This is a genomic window from Serratia sp. 121840015-1 (assembly GCF_053627655.1).
The window spans coordinates 1,990,363-2,015,023 of the sequence record NZ_JBSEYF010000001.1; the positions used below are offsets into that span (position 1 = coordinate 1,990,363).

The 24,661-nt window shown below is 57.2% G+C and carries 25 protein-coding genes and 1 pseudogene; 11 read left to right on the forward strand and 15 right to left on the reverse strand.

The window, feature by feature from the left end; genetic code table 11:
* Genes ACUXAC_RS09625 through lhgO form a run of 3 tightly spaced genes read left to right on the forward strand, consistent with a single transcriptional unit; the run spans window position 1 to window position 3,862 of the window.
* Window positions 1-1,956: a TRAP transporter permease gene (locus ACUXAC_RS09625; RefSeq protein WP_197658982.1), complete on the forward strand. Its 1,956-nt coding sequence runs from the start codon at window positions 1-3 to the stop codon at window positions 1,954-1,956.
* Complete coding sequence (locus ACUXAC_RS09630) at window positions 1,953-2,672, forward strand: FadR/GntR family transcriptional regulator (protein WP_049202524.1); 720 nt, start codon at window positions 1,953-1,955, stop codon at window positions 2,670-2,672. Before ACUXAC_RS09625 ends, ACUXAC_RS09630 begins: the two co-directional genes overlap by 4 nt.
* Window positions 2,672-3,862 carry an L-2-hydroxyglutarate oxidase gene (gene lhgO / locus ACUXAC_RS09635; RefSeq protein ID WP_100396271.1) on the forward strand — a complete coding sequence of 397 codons (1,191 nt, stop codon included), beginning with the start codon at window positions 2,672-2,674 and terminating at the stop codon, window positions 3,860-3,862. Before ACUXAC_RS09630 ends, lhgO begins: the two co-directional genes overlap by 1 nt.
* 29 nt (window positions 3,863-3,891) lie before the next feature.
* On the opposite strand, the gene ACUXAC_RS09640 is transcribed toward lhgO, so the two are convergent.
* The 5 genes from ACUXAC_RS09640 to ACUXAC_RS09660 all read right to left on the reverse strand — a co-directional run bounded on the left by ACUXAC_RS09640 (window position 3,892) and on the right by ACUXAC_RS09660 (window position 9,324).
* Window positions 3,892-4,656, reverse strand: coding sequence for an SDR family oxidoreductase (locus tag ACUXAC_RS09640; RefSeq protein ID WP_387442256.1), 765 nt, complete (start codon window positions 4,654-4,656; stop codon window positions 3,892-3,894).
* Window positions 4,657-4,795: 139 nt separating this feature from the next.
* On the reverse strand, window positions 4,796-5,716 hold the full coding sequence (locus ACUXAC_RS09645) for a sugar ABC transporter substrate-binding protein (RefSeq protein ID WP_087762341.1): 921 nt from the start codon (window positions 5,714-5,716) through the stop codon (window positions 4,796-4,798).
* 62 nt (window positions 5,717-5,778) lie between these two features.
* On the reverse strand, window positions 5,779-6,819 hold the full coding sequence (locus ACUXAC_RS09650; protein ID WP_025160279.1) for an ABC transporter permease: 1,041 nt from the start codon (window positions 6,817-6,819) through the stop codon (window positions 5,779-5,781).
* Window positions 6,820-6,834: 15 nt separating this feature from the next.
* Window positions 6,835-8,319 carry a sugar ABC transporter ATP-binding protein gene (locus tag ACUXAC_RS09655; RefSeq protein ID WP_049202519.1) on the reverse strand — a complete coding sequence of 495 codons (1,485 nt, stop codon included), beginning with the start codon at window positions 8,317-8,319 and terminating at the stop codon, window positions 6,835-6,837.
* 75 nt (window positions 8,320-8,394) lie between these two features.
* On the reverse strand, window positions 8,395-9,324 hold the full coding sequence (locus ACUXAC_RS09660) for a sugar ABC transporter substrate-binding protein (protein ID WP_033642730.1): 930 nt from the start codon (window positions 9,322-9,324) through the stop codon (window positions 8,395-8,397).
* Window positions 9,325-9,808: 484 nt separating this feature from the next.
* Here ACUXAC_RS09660 and ACUXAC_RS09665 point away from each other — a divergent pair, with 484 nt between their 5' ends.
* From ACUXAC_RS09665 to dcuR, 3 genes are all read left to right on the forward strand, one after another.
* Entirely contained in the window at window positions 9,809-10,651 is an 843-nt protein-coding gene (locus ACUXAC_RS09665) for a class I fructose-bisphosphate aldolase (protein WP_047727766.1), read from the forward strand.
* A 125-nt stretch (window positions 10,652-10,776) separates the two neighbouring features.
* Window positions 10,777-12,390 (forward strand): sensor histidine kinase, encoded by a 1,614-nt coding sequence (locus ACUXAC_RS09670; protein ID WP_387442261.1) that lies wholly within the window; start codon window positions 10,777-10,779, stop codon window positions 12,388-12,390.
* The gene (dcuR, locus tag ACUXAC_RS09675) at window positions 12,383-13,102 is read left to right on the forward strand and encodes a two-component system response regulator DcuR (protein WP_123894649.1); all 720 of its coding nucleotides are present in this window, start codon (window positions 12,383-12,385) and stop codon (window positions 13,100-13,102) included. Before ACUXAC_RS09670 ends, dcuR begins: the two co-directional genes overlap by 8 nt.
* Before the next feature lie 37 nt (window positions 13,103-13,139).
* On the opposite strand, the gene ACUXAC_RS09680 is transcribed toward dcuR, so the two are convergent.
* From ACUXAC_RS09680 to ACUXAC_RS09700, 5 genes are all read right to left on the reverse strand, one after another.
* The gene (locus ACUXAC_RS09680) at window positions 13,140-13,475 is read right to left on the reverse strand and encodes a hypothetical protein (RefSeq protein ID WP_060419415.1); all 336 of its coding nucleotides are present in this window, start codon (window positions 13,473-13,475) and stop codon (window positions 13,140-13,142) included.
* A gap of 43 nt (window positions 13,476-13,518) precedes the next feature.
* Window positions 13,519-13,824, reverse strand: a complete 306-nt coding sequence (locus ACUXAC_RS09685; protein WP_084826386.1) for a hypothetical protein — start codon at window positions 13,822-13,824, stop codon at window positions 13,519-13,521.
* Window positions 13,825-13,995: 171 nt separating this feature from the next.
* Entirely contained in the window at window positions 13,996-14,214 is a 219-nt protein-coding gene (locus tag ACUXAC_RS09690) for a YdgH/BhsA/McbA family protein (protein ID WP_142109717.1), read from the reverse strand.
* Window positions 14,215-14,440: 226 nt separating this feature from the next.
* On the reverse strand, window positions 14,441-15,640 hold the full coding sequence (gene fabV, locus ACUXAC_RS09695; protein WP_387442266.1) for an enoyl-ACP reductase FabV: 1,200 nt from the start codon (window positions 15,638-15,640) through the stop codon (window positions 14,441-14,443).
* 183 nt (window positions 15,641-15,823) lie between these two features.
* Window positions 15,824-16,174: a DUF4377 domain-containing protein gene (locus ACUXAC_RS09700; protein ID WP_084826387.1), complete on the reverse strand. Its 351-nt coding sequence runs from the start codon at window positions 16,172-16,174 to the stop codon at window positions 15,824-15,826.
* A 523-nt stretch (window positions 16,175-16,697) separates the two neighbouring features.
* Here ACUXAC_RS09700 and ACUXAC_RS09705 point away from each other — a divergent pair.
* The 4 genes and pseudogenes from ACUXAC_RS09705 to ACUXAC_RS09720 form a co-directional block, all read left to right on the forward strand.
* On the forward strand, window positions 16,698-17,054 hold the full coding sequence (locus tag ACUXAC_RS09705; RefSeq protein ID WP_073533859.1) for a GtrA family protein: 357 nt from the start codon (window positions 16,698-16,700) through the stop codon (window positions 17,052-17,054).
* Window positions 17,051-17,962, forward strand: coding sequence for a glycosyltransferase family 2 protein (locus tag ACUXAC_RS09710; protein ID WP_087762336.1), 912 nt, complete (start codon window positions 17,051-17,053; stop codon window positions 17,960-17,962). Before ACUXAC_RS09705 ends, ACUXAC_RS09710 begins: the two co-directional genes overlap by 4 nt.
* Before the next feature lie 13 nt (window positions 17,963-17,975).
* Window positions 17,976-19,418, forward strand: coding sequence for a glucosyltransferase domain-containing protein (locus ACUXAC_RS09715; protein WP_084827859.1), 1,443 nt, complete (start codon window positions 17,976-17,978; stop codon window positions 19,416-19,418).
* Window positions 19,419-19,583: 165 nt separating this feature from the next.
* Window positions 19,584-20,099: pseudogene (locus tag ACUXAC_RS09720) on the forward strand (tyrosine-type recombinase/integrase); the annotation flags it as partial.
* Between the two features lie 305 nt (window positions 20,100-20,404).
* On the opposite strand, the gene ACUXAC_RS09725 reads toward ACUXAC_RS09720, so the two are convergent.
* From ACUXAC_RS09725 to ftnA, 4 genes are all read right to left on the reverse strand, one after another.
* Window positions 20,405-20,746, reverse strand: a complete 342-nt coding sequence (locus ACUXAC_RS09725) for a YebY family protein (protein ID WP_019454721.1) — start codon at window positions 20,744-20,746, stop codon at window positions 20,405-20,407.
* 69 nt (window positions 20,747-20,815) lie between these two features.
* Complete coding sequence (copD, locus tag ACUXAC_RS09730; RefSeq protein ID WP_342121292.1) at window positions 20,816-21,697, reverse strand: copper homeostasis membrane protein CopD; 882 nt, start codon at window positions 21,695-21,697, stop codon at window positions 20,816-20,818.
* Window positions 21,698-21,699: 2 nt separating this feature from the next.
* Window positions 21,700-22,083, reverse strand: coding sequence for a CopC domain-containing protein YobA (gene yobA / locus ACUXAC_RS09735; RefSeq protein ID WP_004940886.1), 384 nt, complete (start codon window positions 22,081-22,083; stop codon window positions 21,700-21,702).
* Window positions 22,084-22,408: 325 nt separating this feature from the next.
* Window positions 22,409-22,927, reverse strand: coding sequence for a non-heme ferritin (gene ftnA / locus ACUXAC_RS09740; protein ID WP_025302449.1), 519 nt, complete (start codon window positions 22,925-22,927; stop codon window positions 22,409-22,411).
* A gap of 344 nt (window positions 22,928-23,271) precedes the next feature.
* Between ftnA and ACUXAC_RS09745 the strand changes: the two genes are divergently transcribed.
* Complete coding sequence (locus ACUXAC_RS09745; protein WP_033638067.1) at window positions 23,272-23,502, forward strand: DNA polymerase III subunit theta; 231 nt, start codon at window positions 23,272-23,274, stop codon at window positions 23,500-23,502.
* A 33-nt stretch (window positions 23,503-23,535) separates the two neighbouring features.
* Here the strand turns inward: ACUXAC_RS09745 and pip are convergent, their stop codons facing one another.
* Window positions 23,536-24,489 carry a prolyl aminopeptidase gene (gene pip / locus ACUXAC_RS09750; protein WP_061872130.1) on the reverse strand — a complete coding sequence of 318 codons (954 nt, stop codon included), beginning with the start codon at window positions 24,487-24,489 and terminating at the stop codon, window positions 23,536-23,538.
* Window positions 24,490-24,661: the final 172 nt, after the last annotated feature.

Genomic DNA, 24,661 nt, shown 5'->3' on the forward strand with positions numbered 1-24,661 from the left:
ATGAGCACTCACTCTTCTTCACCGCAGCCCGCCGTCGATCTGGACAAGGAAGCCGGCGCCGGCAACCGGCCGCTGAGCGGCGTTTATTTGCAGCTGGCAACCGTCCTGGCGATCGCCATCTCCGCCTATGCCATCTACGCCAACGCGCTGTCCAACACGCAGGAGTTCTACCGCAACACCACTTTCCTGAGCGGCATTCTGATCCTGGGCTTTATCCTGTTCCCCTTCTCGGCTCGGTACGCCACCCGCAGCTTCAACCGCTGGGACTATCTGTTCATCATTCTGACGCTGGTCAGCTACGGCTATTTCTATGTTAACTACGTCGATCTGCACGTGGTGCGCAAGAGCATCCCCAACACCACCGATTATGTGATGGCGGCGATCGGTATCGGCGTGCTGTTCGAAGCCGCGCGGCGCACCACCGGCTATTTCATCCCCGGCCTGGCGAGCTTCGCCATTCTCTATGCGCTGTTCGGGCAGTACTTCATGGGCATCTTCGGCCACGGGGGCTTCTCGGTAGAACGCCTGCTGTATCGGCTGTTCATGACCGGCGAGGGGATTTTCGGCATCACCCTGTCCACCGCCTCCACGGCCATCGTGGTGTTTATTCTGTTCGGCGCCTTTCTCAGCGTCAGCGGCGCGACCGCGCTGTTCAACGATCTGGCGCTGGCCGCCGCCGGACGCCGCCGCGGCGGCCCGGCCCAGGTGGCGGTGATCTCGTCGGCACTGACCGGCTCGTTGAGCGGCAGCGCGGTGGCCAATGTCGCCACCACCGGCACCTTCACCATTCCGCTGATGAAAAGCATCGGGCTGTCGTCCCGCTTCGCCGGCGCCGTGGAAGCCACCGCCTCTACCGGCGGCATGATCATGCCCCCCATCATGGGCGCAGCGGCGTTTATCATGGCCGGTTTCCTCGGCATCTCGTACACCACCATCGTCATCGCCGCCATCGTGCCGGCGCTGCTCTATTACGCCGCGCTGATCATGGCTATCGATCTGGAAGCCAAGAAACAGGGCCTGAAAGGCATCAACAAGGAGAACATCCCTCAGGTGCGCGCGGTGCTGAAGGCGCGCGGGCTGCTGCTGCTGCCGCTCGTCATCGTTATCGGCACGCTGCTGCTGGGCAAAACGCCGATCTATGCCGGCTTCCTCGGCATCATTGCCATCATCGTCGCCAGCTGGCTCACCCCCGACAGTTCGGTGCGCATGACGCCGAAAAAAATCGCGTTGGCCTTGAATGACGCGGCGCGCGGCTCGATCCAGGTCACCATCGCCTGCGCCGCCATCGGCGTGATCATCTGCGTGGTGACCATGACCGGCATCGGCTCCACGCTGGCGTTCAACATCGTCGCCATGACCGACAACACCCTGTGGATGATCCTGCTGGTGGTGATGCTGGTGTGCATCGTGCTCAGCATGGGGCTACCCTCGACCGCGCTCTACATCGTGGTAGCGGTGACCGTGTCGCCGATCCTGATCAAAGCCGGCGTGCTGCCGCTGGCGGCGCATTTCTTCGTGTTCTGGTTCGGCGCGTTGTCCAACATCACGCCGCCGGTGGCGCTGGCCAGCTACACCGCCGCCAGCATCGCCCGCGCCGATCCGATGCAAACTTCGTGGGACGCGGTGCGCCTGGCGCTGCCGGGCTTTATCATCCCGTTCATTCTGGTCTACAACCCGATGCTGTTGATGCAGGGTGACGATCTCAACCCGCTGTCGGTGCTGCATATGGTGATCAGCGCGCTGGTGGGGATCTACGCCCTGTCGATCGCCAGCGCCAATTTCTGGCTGATGAAGACCCACTGGCTGGAGCGGGTGCTGTTTACCGCGGCGGCGATTTTACTGATCAAACCGGGCCTGATGACCGATCTGGGCGGTGCGGCCCTGATCGCCGCCGCCGCCGCCATGCACCTGCTACGCTATAAACAGCGCGCCGCGCTGCCGGGAGGCGCGTCATGATCCGCAAGGTCACGCGCCAGAAAGCCTCTCATCAGGTGCTGGCGCAGCTGAAAGCCGGTATCAACGACGGCACCTTTCCGGTCGGCGAGAAGCTGCCGTCGGAAAACGTGTTGGCGGACGCGTTCGGCGTCAGCCGGGTGCCGGTGCGCGAGGCGCTCGGCGTGCTGGAGGTCAGCGGCATCATCTCCTCACGCCAGGGCGGCGGCCACCGGGTGGAACAGCATTCGCTGCTGAGCAAATACGAACCGCTGGTGATGGAGGTAGCCGACCGCCGCGAGGTGGAAGCGCTGCTGGAAATGCGCGAGGTCATGGAGCAGCAGGCGGCGCGCATGGCCGCCGAGCGCCGTACCGAACAGGAATTGCAGGCGATCGAACAGGCGCACCTCGCCTTTCGTCACTGTACGCTGAACGACGGCCAGATCGGCTATCGGCAGGACTACCTGTTCCACCGCGCCATCATGCAGGCTTCGCATAACCCCTTTTTCGTGCAGATCCTCGATAACATGCACGAGCTGTATCTGGGGGTGCTGGTGTACTCGCTCAGCAAAAACCTAGGGCGGCAGGCCGAGCGCCAGCGGGTGATCGACGAACATGAGCGGGTGTTTATCGCCATTCGCGACGGCGATGCGGCGGCGGCCACCGCCGCCATGCAAAGCCATCTGAACAACGTACGCGGCAAATTACGCCGCCTGGAAAACGAGGAGCAAGAGCCGTGATGTACGACGCGATCGTTATCGGTGCCGGCCTGGTGGGGCTCGGCGTGGTGAATGCGCTGCAGGAAGCGGATCCGCAGCGGCGCATTCTGATCCTGGAAAAAGAGCGCGGCCCGGCGGCGCACCAAAGCGGCCACAACAGCAACGTGGTGCATTCCGGCATTTACTACACGCCCGGCAGCCTGAAAGCGCAGTTGGCAAAACAGGGCAACCGCAGCATGTTCGCCTTTTGCCGCGAACATGACCTGTATCACGATCAATGCGGCAAGGTGATTGTCGCCACCCAGCTAAACGAACTGGATCGGCTGGAGAACATCTATCAGCGCGGCCTGCAAAACGGCCTGCAGGTCACCCGGCTGTCACAGGCGCAGCTGCGGGAGCGCGAACCGCACGTCAATGGCCTTGAAGCGCTGCTGGTGCCCGACGCCGGCATCGTCAACTACGCGGAGGTGGCCGCCAAACTGGCGGAGATCATTGTGCGGCGCGGCGGCGAGATCGCCTACGGCCATCAGGTTGAGGCCATCCGCGAGCACGCCGGCGGCGTCACCGTCACCGCCGCCGGCGACACCTTCGAGGGACGGCTGCTGATCAACTGCGCGGGGCTGTTCAGCGATCGCATCGCCAAATTGGCCGGTTACGAAACCGGCATGAAGATCGTGCCGTTCCGCGGTGAATACTATGTGTTGGACGACGCGAAAAACCACTTGGTCAACCATCTGATCTACCCGGTACCCAACCCGGATTTCCCTTTCCTCGGCGTGCACTTTACCCGCATGTATAACGGCAAACGCGACGTCGGCCCCAATGCGGTGCTGGCCTTCAAACGCGAAGGCTACCGCAAATGCGACTTCAGCCTGCGCGATCTGAGCGAGGTGCTCGGCTATCGCGGCTTTTGGAAAATCGCCGGCAACTACCTCGGCGAAGGGCTGGCGGAAATGCGCCGTTCGCTGTCGCGCCGCCGCTTTGCCGAGAACGCCCGTCGGCTGATCCCGGCGCTGCAGGAGCAGGATATTCGGCCCGGCCCGGCCGGCGTGCGCGCTCAGGCGCTGACCGCCGACGGCAAGCTGGTGGACGACTTCCATTTCGTGCAGGGGAAACGCTCGCTGCACGTGTGCAATGCCCCTTCTCCGGCGGCGACTGCCTCGCTGGAGATCGGCCGCGAGATCGTGCGCCGCCACCTGTCCGCTTTCTGACGCCCGCTGAGGCCACGGCGCCCGTGGTCTCAGCCGCGCTGGATAGACACCCCGCCATCCACCAGCATCGCGGTGCCGGTGACAAATGAGGAAGCGTCAGACGCCAGATACAGCGCCGCCTGCGCGATCTCCTCCGGCATCGCCAGCCGCTTCAGCGCGTGCAGGTCGGCCACCTGCGCCAGCGCCTCCGGGGTATTGCTCATCTGCCGGCCCATCGCCGTATCGGTGCCGCCCGGCAGCAACGCGTTCACCCGAATACCGCGTCCGCCGAACTCCACCGCCAGCGCCTGCGTCAGGCCGATCAGCCCCGACTTGCCGGCCGCATAGGCCGCCGTGCCGGGAAACGCCGCGGTGTGGCCGACGAAGGTGGAGGTGAAAATCACCGAGCCCGCGCCGCGCGCCAGCATGGCGGGGATTTGATATTTGGCGCCGTAGTAGGCGCTCGACAGGTTGGTTTCCAGCACCTCGCGCCATTCTGGCGCGGTGAGCGCCAGCGACGGCCCCAGCGGCCCCAACGTGCCGGCGTTGTTGAAGGCGATATCCAGCCCGCCGAATTCGTCGACCGCCGTCGCCGTCAGCCGTTCGGCGAAGGCTTCATCGCGCACGTCGCCCGCCACCGCGAGCGCCCGGCCGCCCTCGCGCCGAATGTCCTCCACCAGCTCCGCCAACAGCCGCTCGCGCCGCGCCCCCAACACCAGCGCAGCCCCCTGGCGGGCGAACAGCAGCGCCGCCGCCCTGCCGCTCCCCGAACTGGCGCCGCCGATCACCGCCACCTTGCCGTTCAATGCGTTCATCGCTCATCCTCACGCGGTTTAAAGATCCTCAGTGTGAAGCAAGATCCCGCGCCGCGCTGGCCGCAAGCGGACATGTAACTGACGCCAATAAAAAAGGCGCTGCAAGCAGCGCCCCGGCAACGCGGATCTGACGGTTAACTCACGGCCTGGCCGCATACTTCTGCATCGTGGCCGGCGTCACCAGCTCGAACGGGATCCAGTAATACGGCTCGAGCTTTTCACCGTTGATCATGCGCTGCGCCACATCGACCGAGGCTTTGCCCTGCCCGACCGCGTCCTGGAACACCGTGACCTGCATCTTGCCGGAGGCCAGCGCCTTGAGGCCGTCCGGCGTGGCGTCGATGCCGCCGATCAGCACTTTCTTGTCCGCCTTGCCCGCCTGCTGCAGCGCCATGATTGCGCCGATCGCCATCTCGTCGTTGTTGGCGGCGACGATGTCGATCGCTTCGCCGTTGGTCAGCCAGTTCATCATCAGGTCCATGCCTTCACTGCGTGAATAGTTGGCGCTCTGCTTCTGCACCACCTTCATTTTCGGGTACTTGCTCACCACCTGCTCCACGTCTTTGGTGCGCTGCAGCGCGCCGGCGTCGGTCAGGTTGCCGATCATCACCGCCACGTTGCCCTGATAGCCGGCCAGCCGCGCCAGCTCTTCCATCTGCAGCGTGCCGGATTCCCGCTCGTCGGAGCCGACGAACACCACGCCCTGCGGCAGTTTAGCGTCGCCCGGCGTGCGGTTCACGTACACCAGCGGCACGCCGGCGGCCTGGACCATTTTGGTCATCACCGGCGTGCTGGCCGAGTTGACCGGATCGACAATAATCGCGTCCACCCCGGCGCTGATAAAGCTCTGCACCTGATCGGTCTGGCGGCCGACGTCGCCGCGTGCGTCCTCAAACTGCACGGTGATGCCGCGCGCCTTGGCCTCCTTGTCGATCGCCTGGCGGATGATGGTGAGGAAGTTCTGGTCGAAATAGGCCATCGACACGCCGATGGTTTGCGCCCATGCCGGGGTAGACGCGCACAGCGCCACCGCCAGCCACAGCCCTTTCAGGTAATTCATGATGTGTCCCCCGGTAAAAAAACGCCGCCGGCCAACCTGGCGCCGGCGGCAATTCACGGCAATCAGTGTTTTTTGCGGTTGCGCCGCATGTCGATCGACACGGCGGCGACGATAATCACGCCTTTGATGATGTCCTGAATGTAAGAATCGACGCCGATAAAGGTGAAGCCGCTTTTGATCAGGCCGAGGATCACCGCGCCGATCAGCGTGCCGGTGATGCGCCCGACGCCGCCCATCAGGCTGCTGCCGCCGATCACCGCCGCGGCGATGGCGTCCAGCTCGTAGGACATCCCCATGCTCGACTGGCCGCTGCTGACGCGCGCCGCCAGCACCACGCCCGCCAACCCCGCCAGGCCGCCGGCGATGGTGTAAACCGTCACCAGGTACTTATTGACGTTGATGCCGGAAACCCGCGCCGAGGTCATGTTGCCGCCGATGGCGTAGATGTATTTGCCGTAGCGGGTGTGCTTGAGTGCGATATGGAAGATCACTGCAATCACCAGGAAGATGATCACCGGCATCGCACCCTGGCCGATTGACGTGAAGCCGTCCGACAGGAAGCTGACCGGGTTGCCCTTGGTGTAGTACTGCGCCAGGCCGCGCGCCGACACCATCATCCCCAGCGTGGCGATGAACGGCGGAATGCCGGTGCGGGTGATCAGGAAGCCGTTGATAAAGCCGCAGACGATGCCCACCCCGATCCCCGCGCCGATCGGGATCGCCGCCGGCAGATCGAGCAGCCCCGGATACATCGGCGAGATGCTGTCCGAGGTCTGCGCCAGGCTGGCCGCCACTACCGCAGTCAGCGCAATCAGCGAGCCGGAGGAGAGATCGATGCCGGTGGTAATGATCACCTGGGTGACGCCCACCGCGATGATGCCGATGATCGCCACCTGCAGCACGATCAGCAGCAGGCGGTTCGGGTTCAGCAGGAATGACTGATCGCGCATGTACCAGCCGAGGATTTCGAAGATCAGCGCGATGCCGATCATCACGATGAAGATACCGGTATCCTTCGGCATTTTGCCGCTCAGCCCGGAGAACAGCGTTCCCTTGCCCGTTGAATCGGCGGAGAGCGGCTTCTCAATCTTTACGTTACTCATGATGTTCACCCTTCGTTATTCTGAGGCCAGCGCCAGGATCTTCTCCTGGTCCGCGTCGTCTTTGTCCAAAATGCCGGTGATGCGGCCGCCGTGCATCACCATCACCCGGTCGCTCATGCCGAGGATCTCCGGCAGCTCGGAGGAAACCAGAATGATGGCGACGCCGCGGTTGGCCAGCTCGCTGATCAGGCGGTAAATTTCCGCTTTCGCCCCCACGTCGATACCGCGCGTCGGTTCATCGAGGATCAGGATTTTCGGCTGCGCCAGCAGCCAGCGCGCGATCAAGACCTTCTGCTGGTTGCCGCCGCTGAGGTTATTGATGATCTGATCCATGGTCGGCGTTTTGATGTTGAGCTTTTTAATCTGATCCATGCAGTCTTTGGCCATCTGCACGTGGCTGACGAAACCGTTCTTGCCGATGTATTCCGACAGGTTGACGATGCTCATGTTCTCGACCACCGACAGCACCAGAAACAGGCCGGATTTCTTGCGGTCTTCGGTGAGGAACGCCAGCCCGCTCTCGATCGCCTTCGCCGGGGAATCCACTTTTACCGCCTGGCCTTCGATAAAGATCTCGCCGCCGTCCGCCGGGTGCATGCCGAACAGGCTCTCCATCACTTCGCTGCGCCCGGCGCCCACCAGCCCGGCAACGCCGAGGATCTCGCCGCGCTTGACGCTGAACGATACGTCATGGAACCAGCCGCTGCGGCGCAGCCCCGCCACCCGCAGCACTTCCTCGCCGATATTGTTGTTGAATTTGGGGAACATCTGCGTCAGTTCTCGCCCCACCATCATGGTGATCAGCGACTGTTTGGTCAGGTTTTCGGTTTTGTCGCAGGCGATGAAGGTGCCGTCGCGGAAAATGCTCACTTCGTCGGTGATGGCGAAGATCTCGTCCATCTTGTGGCTGATATAGATGATGCCTTTGCCCTGCTCGCGCAGCTCGCGAATGATGGCGAACAGGTGCACCACTTCGCCTTCGGTCAGCGCCGAGGTCGGTTCATCCATGATCAGCACGTCGGCGTTGTAGGATACCGCCTTGGCGATCTCCACCATCTGTTGGTTGGCGATGCTCAGCTCGCCCACCAGCGTTTCCGGCTGCAGTTTGATGTTCAGCCGCGCCAGCAGTTCGCGGGTCTGTTCGTTCAGCTGTTCGTGGTTGACGAACCCCAGCCGCGCCGGCTCGCGCCCCAGCCAGATGTTTTCCGCCACCGTCATGTAGGGCACCAGGTTCAGCTCCTGGTGGATCATGGAAATGCCCGAATGCAGCGCCTGCAGCGTGTCGCTGAAGGTGACCGGCCGACCTTTGATTTTGATCGAGCCTTCGTCCGGGTGGTAGATGCCGATCAGGCATTTCATCAGCGTCGATTTACCCGCGCCGTTTTCCCCCATCAGCGCGTGCACGCTGCCGGGTTTGATTTTAATCGAGACCTTATCCAGCGCTTTGACGCCGGGGAACTGCTTGCTGATGCCTTCGGCCTCAAGAACATAAGGGTACATACCGCTTACCTCCGCACTGACCCACGTTTTCCGCCGCGTTCGCCCCACACCGGCGCCCGCGGCGGGCTTCACGGCTTATTTCTTGTTTTTATCGGCGAATTGCTGGTAATTGGCCTGGGTGATCAGCTGGTAAGGGATCAGCACGTTGCTCTCCACTTTCTCGCCTTTCACCAGTTGAACGGCGGTCTGCACCGCGCCTTCGCCCTGGCCTTTGGCGTCCTGGAACACGCTCAACGCCAGATCGCCCTTCTTGATGAACTCCAGCGCGTCCGGCGTGCCGTCAACGCCGGCCACCAGCACGCCGGATTTCTTGGCCTGCTTCAGCGCCAAAATAGCGCCGATGGCCATTTCGTCGTTGTTGGAGGCGATGGCGTCTATCTGCTGGCCGGACAAAATCCAGTCGGTGGTAACGTCCACCGCCTCTTTGCGGAAGAACTTGGCGGTTTGCTTGTCGACTATTTTGATGCCGGGATAGTTGGCCGCCACCTCTTCCACGCCGCGGGTGCGGTCGCGCGTGGCTTCACTCGACAGCTCGCCCATCAGGATCATTACGTTGCCCTTGCCGTTCATCAGCTTGGCCAGCGCCTCCATCTGCAGCTTGCCGGCCAGCTTGGAGTCGGAGCCGACGTAGGCCATGCCGGCCGGCAGCGCCACTTCCGGCTTGCGGTTGACGAACACCAGCGGGATCTTGGCCTTCTCGGCCAGCTTAATCATCGGCTTGACGCCCTGGGTATCCACCGGGTTGAGGATGATGGCGTCGACGCCCTGGCTGACGAAGTTTTCGATTTGTTGAATTTGCTGCGCGATATCGCCTTTGGCGTCTTCGAACTGGCCGCTGACGTTGCCGTCGGCCTTCATTTTGTTTTGCATCGACTGGCGCAGAATGGTGAGGAAGTTGTCATCGAAGTAAGCCATGGAAACGCCGATCTTGATGTCTTTCGCCAACACGCTGGCCGGCAGCATGCACATCAGTACCGAGGCGGCGATCAGTTTCTTCAGCTTCATGTTCGTTACCCTTTAATCGTTAGAATGAAGAGGTCTGTTGGTTGACAGCTAATGAAAAATATTTTTTACATTCAAACAACAATACGGTCGGTGTTATCCCTTTGATACGGCGAATTTACCGCGTTATCGCCGTATAAAGGTCGTTGGAAAAATGGTGATCAATATCTCAAAACAGATTAAAAACAATAAATTGAAATAAACCCCTGGCACAACAAACGGCACCTTCAGCACGTTTTTAAATGTTTATTTCATAATTTAGATTATTGAAACTTTTTAACCCAAACAAGCGAAACATGCATTTTGGAATGGCTTATTAACAAAAACATGACACGGATCTAACAAATGAAATGAAAGCCGCCGGCAAAGGTCCCCCTTTCGTGCGCCGGCAAAAACTGCGAGCGGCCACGCAGTTTGCGGTTTCCGCGTTTCCCGACCATCCTTACTCGGCAATAATGGACATATCCCTATCTCAGGAGGACCTGACATGCAGCTCAGCAGTAAGGTGCGGATGAACCGCCTGTTCAACAACGGCAAGTGCCTGGACGTGGCGATCGATCACGGCATCGCCAACGAACCGGATTTCTTGATCGGCCTGGAAGATATCGAACGGGTGATGGGCAACCTGATCGCCGCGCGCCCCGACGCCATTCAGGTCAACTACGGCCAGGCGGATCTGCTGCAGCGCGCGCCGCAGCGCGAAAAACCGGCGCTGGTGATGCGCACCGACGTCGGCAACGCCTATAACGCCGCGCGCCACCGCGAAATGTGGGCGGTGCTGCACAACCCGGAGGCGCCGATCCTCGCGGCGCTGCAAATGGACGCCGCCGCGGTGGTGGTCAATCTGTATATGATCCCGGATGAGCCCGGCATTTTCCGCCAGTGCGTGGAAAACATCGGCCGCCTGCGCCACGCCTGCGATCAATACGCCATGCCGCTGATGATTGAACCGCTGGTGATGGCCCCGGCCGGCCAGGGCGCCGCCTACGGCTCGCTCGGCGACGTGGAGAAGATCGTGCCGCTGGTGCGGCTGGCGCGCGAGCTGGGCGCCGACATCATCAAGGCCGACCCGACCGAACGGGTGGAAGACTTCCACCGCGTGGTGGAAGCGGCGCGCTGCCCGACGCTGGTGCGCGGCGGCGGCAAGGGGGAGCTGGGGCCGGTGCTGGAGAAATCCGCCGCGCTGATGGCCCAGGGCGCCTCCGGCATGGTTTACGGCCGCAACGTCTATCAACACAGCAATCCGTCGCAGGTGGTGCGCGCGTTGATGGCAATCATCCATCAGGGCGCCAGCGGCCAACAGGCGCTGGAGATCTACCACCAGCAGTGACCCGCTTTTGTAACTAAAATAACCCCCTGCTCCCCCGGCAGCATGCTATAACCTGCTGCCGGTAACTGCAGCTTGCCTCATTCCTCGCTAGAATACGCCGTGATATCGCCATTCGGAGAACCGCCATGCCAAAACAACGGGTGCCGCTCAAGCTGAGCACCTCCATCACGCTGATGGTGTCCGCCATCATCGCTTCGGTGCTGCTGGTGGTGTTCGCGCTGTTTTTCGTGCAGATGAGCCGCGAGGGGCAAGATCAGCTGCAGCAGAAAGCCATCGCCGTCGCCAATACGCTGGCGCTCTCCAGCACGGTGGTTGACGGCCTGCAGCGGCGCGACCAAAGCGGCACCATTCAGCGCTTCGCCGAGCAGGTGCGCCATCAAAACGAGCTGCTGTTCGTGGTGGTGGTGGATATGCAGGGTATCCGCTATTCGCACCCCAAACCCTGGCTGATCGGCCAGCATTTTATCGGCGACGATCTGGCGCCCGCGCTGCAAGGCAACGTCAACAGCGCCATCAACCGCGGCACGCTGGCCCCGGCGCTGCGGGTGTTCGTGCCGGTGTATGACGCGCAGAAACAGCAAATCGGCGTAGTGGCGCTCGGCATCGCGCTGGATACCGTGCAGCGGGTGGTGGCGGAAAGCCGCTGGATCATCTATTGGACCATCGCCTTCGCCGCGCTGGTCGGCGGCCTGGGCACCTTCTTCCTGGTCTCCGCACTCAAGCGCATCATGCTGGGTTTCGAGCCTTACGAAATCTCCAACCTGTTCGAACAGCGCAACGCCATGCTGCAATCGATTAAAGAAGGCGTGATCGCGGTCGATAATGAATCCCGCATCACCATCGTCAACGACGAGGCCAAGCGCCTGCTGCGCCAAAGCGGCCCGGTGGAAAACCTGCTGCTGGAAGCCGCCAGCAAGCATTGGCCGGCGCAGCTGCATCTGGCGGAGGTGCTGGCCAGCGGCAAACCGCTGCGCGATCGGCAGATCAGCTTCAACGGCAGCGAACTGCTGACCAATACCGTCCCGGTGATCGTCAACGGCCAGGTGACCGGCGCCATCGCCACCTTCCGCGACAAGACCGAGGTCAGCCGCCTGCTGCAGCGCCTGAGCGGCATGGCGCACTACGCCGATGCGCTGCGGGTGCAGTCGCACGAATTTATGAACAAGCTGCACGTGATACTCGGCATGCTGCACATGAAGGCCTACCAGCAGTTGGAAAACTACATCATCAATACCGCCAGCAACTACCAGGAAGAGATAGGCGCGCTGCTGCGCAAAATTCACTCGCCGGAAGTGGCGGGCTTCTTCATCGGCAAGATCAGCCGCGCCCACGAAGCCGGCGTTGAGCTGACCATCGAGGAAACCAGCCTGCTGCCGGAAACCGACGACGCGGAAACCACCCATGTGCTGATCAGCGTGCTCGGCAACCTGATCGAAAACGCCATCGACGCCATCGACGGCGTTGAGGGCCACGAGATCGGCCTGAGCTTCCATCACCACGACGATCAATTACACTGTATCGTCAGCGACGACGGCCCCGGTATCGATCCGGCGATCGGCGCGCGCATCTTCGAACACGGATTTTCTACCAAGGGAACGGGACGCGGCATTGGCCTGGCGCTGATCCGCAGCCATCTGGAGAAACTGGGCGGCAGCATCGATTTCGAATCCGAACCGGGCGAGCTGACCCAATTTTTCGTGCACCTTCCCTATCAGGCCAAGAGCAGAGCCCATGATTAACGTACTGATTGTCGACGACGACCCGATGGTGGCGGAGCTGAACAAATACTACCTGAGCCAGGTCAGCGGTTTTCACTGCCAGGCGACGGTCGCCACCCTGAACCAGGCGCGCGCCCTGCTGGCCGATGCCAGCGTCAGCATCGATCTGGTGCTGCTGGATATCTACATGCAGCAGGAGAACGGGCTGGATCTGCTGCCCGGCCTGCGCGAACTCGGCGAGAAGACGGATGTGATCATCATCTCCTCCGCCAGCGACGTGAACACGGTGCAAAAGGCGCTGCACTACGGCGTGGTGGATTATCTGATCAAACCGTTCCAGTTCAGCCGCTTCAAGGAGGCGCTGAGCCACTACCGGCAGCAGTCGCAGATTCTGGCGCAGCGCGAGTTTTCGCAGGCCGACGTCGACAGCCTGCTGCGCCGCCAGCCCGGCGGCCAGGAGAGCAAGAAGCTGCCGAAGGGGCTGACCAGCATTACCCTGAGCACGGTGTGCGAGTGGATCGAACAGCAGCATGACAGCGAATTCTCCACCGACAACCTGGCCAACGCCATCGGCATTTCGCGGGTGTCCTGCCGCAAGTACCTCATCTATCTGGCGGAGAGCGGCATTCTCGGCACCCGTATTCTGTACGGCGCCACCGGCCGCCCGGTCTATCTGTATCAGCTGAAACCGGACGCGATCGCCATGCTGAAAGAGCATTGCCGCCCGGCCTAAACGACGCCGGGCGCTGATGGCGCCCGGACGGTTAATGTTAGAAGCTGTGCATGTAACACTTCGCCTCGCGGTGAGGATCTTTCGAGTGTCTCCGCAGGCAGCGCTGCTTTTTCTCCTGCTGTTCCAGGTGATGCTGCTGCCGTTTGGCGCTCTCTGCCGCCTCGCGCTGCTGTTCGCGCGCAATCGCCTGCTCGTTGGCCAGCGTCAGATTATCGACATTCCACACCTTGTGGCGCAATGCGTCGCGCTTTTTCTGATACTCCTCGGTGACCTTGCTGTCCTTCGGCGCCGCCGCATGGTATTCCAAATCCACCCGCGCCTGCGCGAAGCTGGCGCAACACAAGGCCGCGCCGGCCAACACTATCCTTTTCATTAATGATTCCTTTTACATCGTTTTACTCTGCGCGCACGCCGGCTCAACAACCGTTCGGCGATGCCGGCGGCTTTTCCTCTGAACGGGGCGCGCGCTGCCCGCCGGTGACGGGCGCTTTGCCGGGCTCGATACCGCACTCCGCCAGCCGCGCCAGCTCTTCCGCATCGCGCTCTGCCGGTGTCGCTTCCTCGCTCATTTCCTGCCGCAGATCCTGCGCCAGCGCTTTCAGCCGCTTTTGAAACAGCACCGGCGACACGCCTTCACATTGCCTGTCGTAGCGCGCCGCGCCGGCGCTTTGGCTTAACGGCAGCAACAGCAAGAGAAAGATCGCGGCCATGTCCTTCGCCATGGGCAACTCCTTTGATTACACCGAAATAAACCGGCGGTTCCCTATAAGGAAAACGAATTGTCTGCTAACGCAATGAATAGTCAGGCCACGGCAGAATAACGCAGGAAAGGTAAACCCTCCGACAATACTGGCAGAATGCGCACATTAATTTGGCTGAATATATTTAGCGGCTTAACGATCGAATATTTTCGACCCATCGAAGGTGCCGCCAATGCCGACATTTCCTTCGTGCAATACCGAGGAGGCGGACTCACCCGCCATGATGCGCTGCCGCTGCTCCCGCGTGGCAGGCTGCGGCTGAGACCAGTCTGGGGACGTCGACGTCGGCTGAATCGCGCTGCAGGCGCTCAACAACAATAACGGTACCGGGGCCCAAAAACGCCATGTCATCGTTTTCTCCTTAAAGGAAATAAAATACCCGCAGCCGGCAGCAAGGGTAAATAAAAAAATGACTTTCTTTAGTTTAATAACCGCCGTTATTTCAACGCCGCCCGCCGATGTTAATCACCTGGTTAACCTATTAACCTGAAATAAACATTTTCGCTTAGCCACCCGATAATTCGCTGGCAATAAAAAAGGCCGGGCTAACCCGACCTTGTTTGACCGCTCGACGCGCTTAGACCAGCTCGATCACATCGAAGTTGGCTTCGCCGCTCAGATCGGCGTCGTAGTCAACGCCCTGCAGACCAAAGCCGAACAGGCGCAGGAATTCCGCCTTGTAGCCCTGGTAATCGGTCAGTTCGTTGATGTTGTTGTCGTTCAGCTGCTGCCAGATTTCACGGCAGGTTTCCTGCACGGCGTCGCGCAGTTCCCAGTCATCCAGACGCAGACGGTGTTTCTCGTCGGTGTCCGGCGCCGCACCGCTGTACAGCTTGGTGGCGAACAAACGCTGGATCTGCTCGATGCAGCCTTCGTGAATGCCCTGCTCCTTCATGATCTTGAACACGATGGAGATATACAGCGGCATTACCGGAATGGCGGAGGAAGCCTGAGTCACCACCGACTTGAGCACCGCAACGTAAGCCGCGCCGCCTTTGGCCTGCAGTTTCTGGTTGATGGCGTGCGCCGCGCGATCCAGATCTTCTTTCGCCTTGCCCAGCGTACCGTGCCAGTAGATTGGCCAGGTTAGATCGGTACCGATGTAGGAGTAAGCGACAGACTGCGCGTTATCCGCCAGCACGCCCGCTTCGTCCAGCGCGTCCATCCACAGCTGCCAGTCCTGGCCGCCCATCACCTTCACGGTGTCGGCGATTTCTTGCTCGTTGGCCGGCTCGACCACGGCTTCAACCAGCACGTCTTTGTTGGTGTCGAGCGCGACGGATTTGTACGGCTCGCCGATCGGCTTCAGTGCGGAACGCACCACTTCGCCGGTTTCCGGCATCTTACGCACCGGCGAAGCCAGCGAGTAAACCACCAGGTCAACCTGACCCAGGTCTTTTTTGATCAGATCGATCACGGTCTGACGGCACTCGTTGGAGAATGCATCGCCGTTGATGCTTTTCGCGTACAGGCCTTCTTCTTTAGCTGCCTTGTCGAAACCGACGGAGTTGTACCAACCGGCGGAACCGGTTTTGCCTTCGCTGCCAGGCTTCTCGAAAAATACGCCGATGGTGGCCGCACCGCTGCCGAAAGCGGCATTGATGCGCGAGGCCAGACCGTAACCGGTGGATGCACCAATGACCAGCACCTTTTTAGGCCCGTTTTTCAGTTCGCCGCGCGACTTAACGTAGGCGATTTGCTCACGGACGTTGGCTTCACAGCCTGCCGGGTGAGCGGTGGTGCAGATAAAACCACGAATTTTAGGTTTGATAATCATAGTAATTTTTTCTTGGTAGCTAAAAACCGAAGGACAATATACCTGATTTTCTCGATATACTTAAGAAAGTGCGAAAACAAGCGCAGTGAACAGACCAGTCGGCAAGCCCGCCGCCGAGACATGTCATGATGGTAAAGGGATAATCATAGCAGGCCGGGTTGCGATTACCCGGCCTGTCGAGGGTCACGCCTTGTTCTTTTCCAACTGCTCAATCAGCGTATAACGCAGCGATGAGGCATCGGCCGGTACGTTCTCCACCGGAGTGACACGCACTTTCAGCCGATACTGATAACCCGGTTCGAAGGTGAAGCCCTCGATGCCGGTGTAGAACAACTCCCACGGCTCCTGCGCGGAACGACGCACCTGCATGCACTTCATCGGGCCGACGCCCACGCAGTCCACCAGCGCGCTGTTCACCAGCAACACTTCCGTTTGGCCGCCTTTCTCGTTCGCGGGCTGATTCATCGAGGTTCCCTCCTGGCTGCAGCCGGCCAGCGCGGCCAACGCAACAAATAACAACGCTTTAATTTTCAATGTACTGCACCAATAGTCATGTAGGTCAGGCGATCCTAACAAATTGACTGGATGAATTGAACCTTGCTTCGTATCACAGGAGCGACATTATTCGTTCGCGCTTAGAGTCTGGTAGCTCGAAAAGAAAACCGAGGATTGTTGCAGATGATTTAGGGGAAATTTTCTTATAAATCAATCACAAAAAAATACCGAATACGGTTCCTTTAATCGAGCGAAAATAAATAAAACAAGCAATTTCAAATAGATATATTGAAATTTGATTATAAAGCCATCAAAAGCACCTCCGTTAAGCGTCTTTTGCTTTCAAATAGTTATCAAAAATCTCGGCTTGATTCGAAAAAAATTCGACGGCTTACGCAGCTAATGCTGCACATCCCTAGAAAAAGTTCGAAAATCGTAATGGGGACCGGTCATCATAACGATGTGTGTGTATGAGCGACTCATCGTGTGTAGGGTGAAAATTTTGCCATCAGTATGATGCGATGGCAAAATATGGCAAACCAACTTTTAAGAATTTCACGCATTGAAGACCTTTATACGTTATGCATCTGTAGGTGTAATCAATACCTTGGTTCACTGGGCTGCTTTTGGACTCATGCTCTTTAGCGGCTTCTCACAATCAGTTTCTAATGTTGTCGCTTTCAGCATCGCTGTAACCGTTTCGTTCTTTGCTAACGCCAAGTGGACGTTCAAAGCGCAAGCTACAACTAACCGCTATACGGTGTATGTGTTGTTTATGGGAGGTATGGCATTCTCTGTCGGTTGGGCAGCAGATACGCTACATGCAAACCCAATTGTAACTCTCGTTACTTTTTCAGTGATCAGCCTAATCTGTGGCTTCATTTATTCTAAGTTAGTTGTCTTCAGGGAAGATAAATGAAAATTTCACTTGTAGTTCCCGTATTCAACGAGGAAGAAGCAATTCCTCTTTTCTATCAGTCTGTCCGTAAGTTCAAGCTTTTTGAGCATATAGACGTTGAGATCGTTTTCGTAAACGATGGCAGCTCCGATACGACAGAAGAAATAATTTCTTCGCTGGCTATCAATGACCCCAAGGTTAAAGCAGTGAACTTTACCCGGAATTTCGGAAAAGAGCCCGCACTGTTTGCTGGCTTGGAAGCTGCTACCGGAGATGCCATTATCCCAATTGACGTTGACCTTCAAGATCCAATTGATGTTATCCCCCATTTATTAAATAAGTGGCAAGATGGCGCAGACGTGGTATTGGCCAAGCGTATGGATAGACAATGCGATGGCAGGATGAAGAGGAAAACGGCAGAGTGGTTTTATCGCGTTCACAATAAAATAAGCAAACCAGCTATAGAAGAGAATGTAGGTGATTTTAGGCTAATGACCAGGGAAGTCGTAGAGAATATTAAGTTGCTTCCGGAGAGGAACCTATTTATGAAAGGTATCCTTAGCTGGGTTGGCGGAAATGTTGCAATTGTTGAATACTCGAGAGCCGAGCGAGTCGCAGGAACCAGCAAATTCAATGGCTGGAAGCTTTGGAATTTGGCAATAGAGGGAATCACAAGTTTTTCCACCTTCCCTCTTCGGGTTTGGGCGTACATTGGATTTTTTGTCGCTGCAATTTCATTTATGTATGGTGCATGGATGATTATAGATAAAGTTATTTGGGGAAACCCTGTGGCTGGTTATGCTTCAATTATAGTTTCCATTCTTTTCCTCGGTGGTGTACAGCTTATAGGCATCGGAGTGCTTGGGGAATATATTGGTAGAATATACATAGAAACCAAACGCCGCCCACGTTATATAATAAAGAAGTAAGGTGAGAATTAATATGTTTTGTAAAATCGACAAAAAAGCACTTTTTCTTTATTCAGGGATTGCTCTTCTTTTTATTTATCCGCTAATCCAAGCTGGTATCTTTTATAGGGATGACCTAGATAGAGCCATAACTGGCCAGTATGGATGGAGAGGATTGGGTAGACCTGTTGCAGATATTCTCATGAAGATTTTATCCGCCAGTGGCCACTATAACCTTGATTTATTCCCCTATACAATGATTGCTTCCTGCTTGTTTATCGGCGGAGCGTCGCTTTTACTTAGCGAGCATTTATCGAGGTTAGAAGTCTCTTCACACAAGTTTGTTGCTGCTCTTCTCATTTTTAATCCATTCATGTTACAAAATATCGCTTACAGATATGACTCTTTAGGCATGTCTGTTGCGTTTTTCCTGGCAGTTATGGCTTATACCTATAAAGCTAATAATCCTATCAGACAAGTTTCGGTGAAACTGTTAGCCGGAGTACTATCTTTAACCCTATATCAGCCATGCGCTAATATATTTATTGGTTTACTTGCTGTGGACATTATGATCGCAGCAGTTAAAAATAACTGCAAGGCTACTGGGATTATAAATAAAACATTTAAAAGTACAGTTTTATTTATCTCTTTTTACTTAGTTTACATGTTGTTTTTTGCTACAAAAAGCAATTCACGTGCAGAGATCATATCAGCTAATTCTGAAGGGCTGGAACATCTGCTAGCTACGACAATGGCATTAAAAGATATGGTTCTATCTTATTTTTATGGGCCAGTTTATATTTATTTTTTAATTCCAGTCGTTAGTGGTTTGATTTTCACACTAATTGCAAATCGCCATAATGGAAAAATGACATTATCATTCGGTCTTTATTGGGTGCTTTCCTTAATTGTGTTTTTAGTTTCACTTATGGGGCCAACCATATTTCTTAAAGACGCACCTGTATTTCCAAGGACTCTGGTCTCCTTCTCTGTGTGTCTTGTTTTGATTGCGATCCCCGTTGTTTGCTTCTTACCCAAAATGAAATATTTGTCACTTGTTCCTGTTATTACAGTAATTGCATTCAGTGCTCAACTAAGCAGCGCTATTAAATCACAGCGCGAGTATGAAGATTTCATTTTCAACATGATTGGTCGCGACTTGATGACTAATAACGAAATAAAAACCATCGGAACAGTTGGCCAAGTCAATATAGATGAAAGAACTAAACTGCTAATGAGCAACAAACCATTAATAGGCTATTTCCTTAGCCCTGCATCTGAGTTTCTAGCCTCTTTCCAGCTAATTAATAAAGGGTTCCCGCAGACACTGCATGGTTACGGAAATGAACAAAACAATAAAAATGCGCTTTCTCGTATGATCAGCAGTGGGATTAAACCAATCTCAACCAATAAGGAATATTCCCTGTTCATTTCTGGTAATACAGCCATTGCATCATTGGGAACGAATAATAATTGACCTATTCAGCCCTCTACCATGAGGGCTTTATTTTGGCGGCTCCGGCCATATGACCACTTCACTTCCATTCCCATCTAATTACTGAATCTTTTGAACATACTTCATCCATTTTATCAATAACTTATTGTCAGCATCACTGATCATCCCCAGCATTAACTGAGTCCTATTCGTGGTGCAGCAGACACAATGCCGCCCTGGTTCGGCTTGGCGATGGATCTGGCTTTGGTTTCTGGCCAACACCGCGAAGATCTAACTCAGATGCGTTTCAGCCATGTCGTAAACGGTCGACTGCTTGTCGAGCAAGGGAAGACGGGTGCCATGATTTCCCTCCCCCTCGATCTGGAGCTGAAAATTGCAGGTCTCCGCCTAGGGACAGTGATCGATCGCTGCAGGTTGGTCAGCACGACAGACTTTATGATCAGCGCAGGAATCCGCAAAAACAGCCCTGATGGCTCACTGCATCCTGATGGACTAACGAAAAAATTTGTTGCGGCTCGGAAGGCTTCAGGTTTGTCGTTCGAGGAAAGTCCGCCGACCTTTCACGAGATCCGCAGTTTGGCTGGCCGGCTGTATGAAAAGGAAAGAGGGAAAGACTTTGCGCAAAAACTGCTTGGGCATTCATCAGAAACGATGACGTTGAAATATCTCAACACGATGAGGAAGGAGTACGTAATGCTGTAAAAGACCGAATATCAAAATTCGAGTAAATTTCGATTTTTCAGAAAAAATACTTATAAATCAATCACACAAAAAAAGACCGAATACGATTCCTATATTCGGTCTAGGGAAATGGCTCTTGGGAGAGAGCCGTGCGCTAAAAGTTGGCATTTAATGCAGGGCTTGTTCAGCCGTGCACTTTAAGAGTAGCCTACCGCGCCAGTTTTGCCAGCCGCCCGGCGGCCGCGTGATAGTTTCGTGACGAAATAACTATGCGGCAAATGCGCATCAATCCGCGCACGTTGGGCAAGGCGTTGGCAAACAAGCGATTAGTCAGCGCACAGCTTCTCGGCGCGTTCAATAAACGGCGCCAGGCTCATTTTTTTCCCCGGTTCGGCAGGGTCGTCCAGCAGGATCACCTCCAGCGGCTGCGCGCGCTGATGGCCCTTCTTCACCTGCTGCTCCGCTGCGTCGTTGAGCGGGTATTGCATCAGAGTGCTGTTGTTGAGCACGAACAGCGCGCCGCCGCTGCGGCACTGCAGCGTCACTTCTTCCTTGGTGAACGCCCACTGTTTGCCGTATTCCAGTTTGGTGATGTTCACCAGTTTGTCTGCCGCCAGCGCGCCGGTCGCGGTTGCCAGCAGCGTAATGCCGAGTAATACCGATTTCATGTGTTGGCCTTAAGGTTGCTATTCACGTCGATTTTCCCGCAGCTTGCCCGGTTGCGGCAAGCCGAAATGTCAAACCGGCGCATAGGTTGCAAATAAACTGACCAGTAGCAGCACCACCATCCCCAGCCCGACTTCAAGCCAGCAGGCCAGCACCACGCCGCGCTGCGCCAGCGCCGGCACGCGGCTCATTGCCGGCACAATGGCGTAGCGATTGGCCAGCGCCACCATCACCATCAGCGCCACCAGCGCGGTTTTGATCAGCAGCAGGCGCTGATAAGGCGAGCCGAGGTTGAGCGGCCAACCGCCGAGAATGATCAGGCTGTTGACGATGCCGGTGACGATCACCGCCGCCACCGCCAGGTGCCCCCAGCGCGAGAAACGGATCAGCGTGGTGATGGCGTCGTTGCGCCACTGCGGCGGCTGCAGGTAACGCAGGCAAACCAGCAACGGCGCCAGGCAGCCGAACCAATAACCGGCGGCCAACAGGTGCACCGCATGGTTGGCGCGGTGCAGCACGCCCAGCGTGCCTTCGTGCATCGCCGCGTGGCCGATGAACGCCAGGCTGACCAGCAGCAGCGCCGAACACAGCGCCAACGCCTGCGCGCGCGGCCTTTCCGGCAGCAGCAGGCTCAGGATCGCCAGCAGCGACAGGCCCAGATGCCAGCGCCACACTTCGCCGAAGGTGGTGCCGAGCACCGCCCACCAAACCTCCAGCCGCCAGGCGTCTTCCCAACCGTCGCCCATTTGCCCGGCCTGAATGGCCAGCAGCGCCACGGCGGAAAGCCCGGCAATCCAGGTGCCGGCAAGCAGCAGCGGGCGCACATCGCGGGAGAGGATCGGGGAGAGGCGCTGCGGTGACAGTAAGGCGGTGAACAGACTGATGCCAAACATCAGCATCACCGCCGCAAAGTGCACCAAGCGACACAGAACGAACAGGGTCGCCAGACTCACGATCAGTTTACGGTGAAGCTGTACTGGCCTTTGGTTTTATGCCCGTCGACCGAAACCACATGCCAGCTGACGTTGTATTTGCCCGCGCTCAGTTCGCCTTCGATCGGCACGTTGACCTGGGTGTTGTTGTTCGGATCGAGCTGCAGCTTGCCGGTTTTCACCACGGCGTTGTCCGGGCCAGTGATTTTCACGCCGCTGAAGTTCGGCTCGATGCCTTCGGAGAAGCTGAGGGTCAGCGCCTTCGGCGCCGGGCTGACGCTGGCGTCGGCCTTCGGCGTTTCCACTTTCAGATGGGCGTGCGCCAGCGCTTGCTGCGAAGACAGGCCGACGAACAGGACGAAAACGGTGGAAAGCAGGCGACAGGAGGAACGAATTTTACCGATCACAGTGGTATCCCTTAACAGTATAAAGAGGGTCATAAGGGTTAAGGCCACAGCCAAGGCGATGTATCAGCGGCCCCAACCCACCGCAAGTGATTGCGCCACGGGTAAACAGAAAAACGGGTTGTATCGGCTAACCCGCTGTTTTGACTCTACCATCCCTGTAGCGTATCGCGGTAAATCATAACGACCAGGCTGCGGCAAGTCGAGCGCATCACTGGCATTTTGCGATCCGGCAGCACGTATCGCCGCATAACCGCGATAAACGCAGGGTAAAAAAAACCGCGCGTCAGGCTCGCCCGCGCGCGGTTTTTCGATGTTCTGATGCGGATTAAGCCTGGCCGTTGCCGCCCTGGCCCATCGCGCCCATTTTCTTCAGATCTTTGTCGATGAAGAACAGGCCTTTGCCGCTGGTGCCCACCAGCGCCAGCTTATCCAGCACGGATTTGAACAGTTTCTCTTCTTCGTGCTGCTCCGCCACGTACCACTGCAGGAAATTGAAGGTGGAGTAATCGTGTGCGGTCATGGCGGCGTGCGCCAGTTCGTTGATCTGACGGGTGATCAACTGTTCGTGTTCGTAGGTCTGCTGGAACACGTCCGCCAGCGATTCGAACGCTACCGGCGGTGCGGCGATGCTGCCCAGCAGCGGCAGAGAGCCGGTGTCGCTCAGGTAGTCGAACAGACGTTGCATATGCTGCATCTCTTCCTGAGAGTGCTCTTTAAGAAATGCGGCGGCGCCTTCAAAGCCTTTATCGCTGCACCATGCGCTCATCTGCAGGTACAGGTTGGCGGAGTAGAACTCCAGATTCAGTTGCTCATTCAGCTTTTGAGTCATTTCTTGCGTCAGCATAATGATTCCTTTTATTTTGCAGGTCATGAATTTAATTTCCGCGCATTATGCCCTGCTGCCGCAAAAATAAAAACACCTTATTTACACTCAAATCACATTAATTATAAAAATCATATATATCAATAAATTAAAATATCAACACCACATTGAGAATTAACATGATAATTATTTTCATCTTTTATTTTAATCAAAAAGCGAATCATTCTTATTTAAAAGAATAAATAGATTGCATTACTCCCGGATAAATATCGCCCACGGCAGCGGCGCAACGGGCTTGCCAAGCGCCGCCGGGTGGATTACCTTCTGCGCAGGTTCAAAGCGGCAAAGTAAGTAAGGAGCATAGCGTGGGTTACAATCTGGCCGAGCTGTCTAAAGAAGAGATGGACCGGGTGAACGTGGATCTCGCCGCCTCAGGCGTGGCGTACAAAGAGCGCTACAACATGCCGGTGATCCCGGAAGTGGTGGAGCGTGAGCAGCCGGAAGCGCTGCGCGACTATTTTCGCGAGCGCGTGGCGCACTACCGCGCGGAATCCCACAGGTTTTCGCGCCTGCCGTACGAGCCGAAGGTCAAATAACAAAAAACCCGCCGTAACGGCGGGTTTTTTACGTCACTTGCCGGCGAACCGGTCGGTGGCGATCATCAGCTGGTGCAAGATGCCCGGCTCATCAAACGAATGCCCCGCCCCTTCCACGATATGCAACTCCGCTTCCGGCCAGGCCTTAGCCAGATCCCAGGCGTTCTGCACCTGGCAGGCCATGTCATAGCGGCCGTGGACGATCACCGCCGGAATATGGCGGATTAGCGGCACGTTGCGCAGCAGCTGGTCATCGCTCTCCAGGAAGCCCAGGTGGGTGAAATAGTGGTTTTCAATGCGGGCGAACGCCAGGGCGAAATCATCCTCGCCGAACGAAGCGGATTCGCGGCTCGGCAACAGCGTCACCGTTTCCCCTTCCCACACGCTCCACAGCTTGGCCGCTTCGAGCTGCACCTGCGGATCGGCCGAAGTCAGCCGCTGCCGGTAGGCGGCGATCACGTCTTTACGCTCTTCATCCGACAGAATGGACAGCACGCGCGCCCATTTGTCCGGGAAGAAGCGTGACGCGCCGTCCTGGTAATACCAATGCAGTTCCTGCTTACGCAGGGTGAAGATGCCGCGCAGCACCATTTCACTGACGCGCTCCGGGTGGGTCTGCGCATAGGCGAGCGCCAGCGTCGATCCCCAGGAACCGCCGAACACCAGCCATTGATCGACGCCGGCCATGTCGCGCAGCCGCTCGATATCGGCCACCAAATGCCAGGTGGTGTTGTTGTCCAGGCTGGCGTGCGGACGGGAGCGGCCACAGCCGCGCTGATCAAACAGCAGCACCTTGTAGCGTTCCGGATCGAACAGCTGACGATGATGCGGGGAGATGCCGCCGCCCGGCCCGCCGTGAATGAAGACCGCCGGTTTACCGTTCGGGTTGCCGCTCAGCTCCCAGTAGATCCGGTGGCCATCCCCAGTGTCCAGCCAACCGCTGTCGTATGCTGCTAACGGCGGGTACAAACCTCGTAATTGTTCCATGGCGCTTTCCGTCTCTCTGTGAGTCATGCTTTCATCAAAGCGGAAGCCGCCCGGCAGGTCAACGGTAAAACCCGAAAACTCGAACGCGCGCCGAGAACTCGGCGCGCGTTTGCTCAAAATCACAACGACCTGCCTGCAAAATGCCCACAGGTCCGATCGGTTGAGGGGCACA

Excerpts from the sequence above, each read along its gene's own strand:
- ACUXAC_RS09715 (WP_084827859.1), top strand. The coding sequence starts at position 17,976 with ATGTTTTGTAAAATCGACAAAAAAGCACTTTTTCTTTATTCAGGGATT.
- ACUXAC_RS09640 (WP_387442256.1), bottom strand. The coding sequence starts at position 4,656 with ATGAACGCATTGAACGGCAAGGTGGCGGTGATCGGCGGCGCCAGTTCG.
- ACUXAC_RS09660 (WP_033642730.1), bottom strand. The coding sequence starts at position 9,324 with ATGAAGCTGAAGAAACTGATCGCCGCCTCGGTACTGATGTGCATGCTG.
- ACUXAC_RS09650 (WP_025160279.1), bottom strand. The coding sequence starts at position 6,819 with ATGAGTAACGTAAAGATTGAGAAGCCGCTCTCCGCCGATTCAACGGGC.
- ACUXAC_RS09690 (WP_142109717.1), bottom strand. The coding sequence starts at position 14,214 with ATGACATGGCGTTTTTGGGCCCCGGTACCGTTATTGTTGTTGAGCGCC.
- ACUXAC_RS09665 (WP_047727766.1), top strand. The coding sequence starts at position 9,809 with ATGCAGCTCAGCAGTAAGGTGCGGATGAACCGCCTGTTCAACAACGGC.
- ACUXAC_RS09685 (WP_084826386.1), bottom strand. The coding sequence starts at position 13,824 with ATGGCGAAGGACATGGCCGCGATCTTTCTCTTGCTGTTGCTGCCGTTA.
- ftnA (WP_025302449.1), bottom strand. The coding sequence starts at position 22,927 with ATGCTGACGCAAGAAATGACTCAAAAGCTGAATGAGCAACTGAATCTG.
- ACUXAC_RS09670 (WP_387442261.1), top strand. The coding sequence starts at position 10,777 with ATGCCAAAACAACGGGTGCCGCTCAAGCTGAGCACCTCCATCACGCTG.
- ACUXAC_RS09645 (WP_087762341.1), bottom strand. The coding sequence starts at position 5,716 with ATGAATTACCTGAAAGGGCTGTGGCTGGCGGTGGCGCTGTGCGCGTCT.
- dcuR (WP_123894649.1), top strand. The coding sequence starts at position 12,383 with ATGATTAACGTACTGATTGTCGACGACGACCCGATGGTGGCGGAGCTG.
- ACUXAC_RS09680 (WP_060419415.1), bottom strand. The coding sequence starts at position 13,475 with ATGAAAAGGATAGTGTTGGCCGGCGCGGCCTTGTGTTGCGCCAGCTTC.
- ACUXAC_RS09630 (WP_049202524.1), top strand. The coding sequence starts at position 1,953 with ATGATCCGCAAGGTCACGCGCCAGAAAGCCTCTCATCAGGTGCTGGCG.
- fabV (WP_387442266.1), bottom strand. The coding sequence starts at position 15,640 with ATGATTATCAAACCTAAAATTCGTGGTTTTATCTGCACCACCGCTCAC.
- lhgO (WP_100396271.1), top strand. The coding sequence starts at position 2,672 with ATGTACGACGCGATCGTTATCGGTGCCGGCCTGGTGGGGCTCGGCGTG.
- ACUXAC_RS09710 (WP_087762336.1), top strand. The coding sequence starts at position 17,051 with ATGAAAATTTCACTTGTAGTTCCCGTATTCAACGAGGAAGAAGCAATT.
- pip (WP_061872130.1), bottom strand. The coding sequence starts at position 24,489 with ATGGAACAATTACGAGGTTTGTACCCGCCGTTAGCAGCATACGACAGC.
- ACUXAC_RS09655 (WP_049202519.1), bottom strand. The coding sequence starts at position 8,319 with ATGTACCCTTATGTTCTTGAGGCCGAAGGCATCAGCAAGCAGTTCCCC.
- ACUXAC_RS09625 (WP_197658982.1), top strand. The coding sequence starts at position 1 with ATGAGCACTCACTCTTCTTCACCGCAGCCCGCCGTCGATCTGGACAAG.
- ACUXAC_RS09725 (WP_019454721.1), bottom strand. The coding sequence starts at position 20,746 with ATGAAATCGGTATTACTCGGCATTACGCTGCTGGCAACCGCGACCGGC.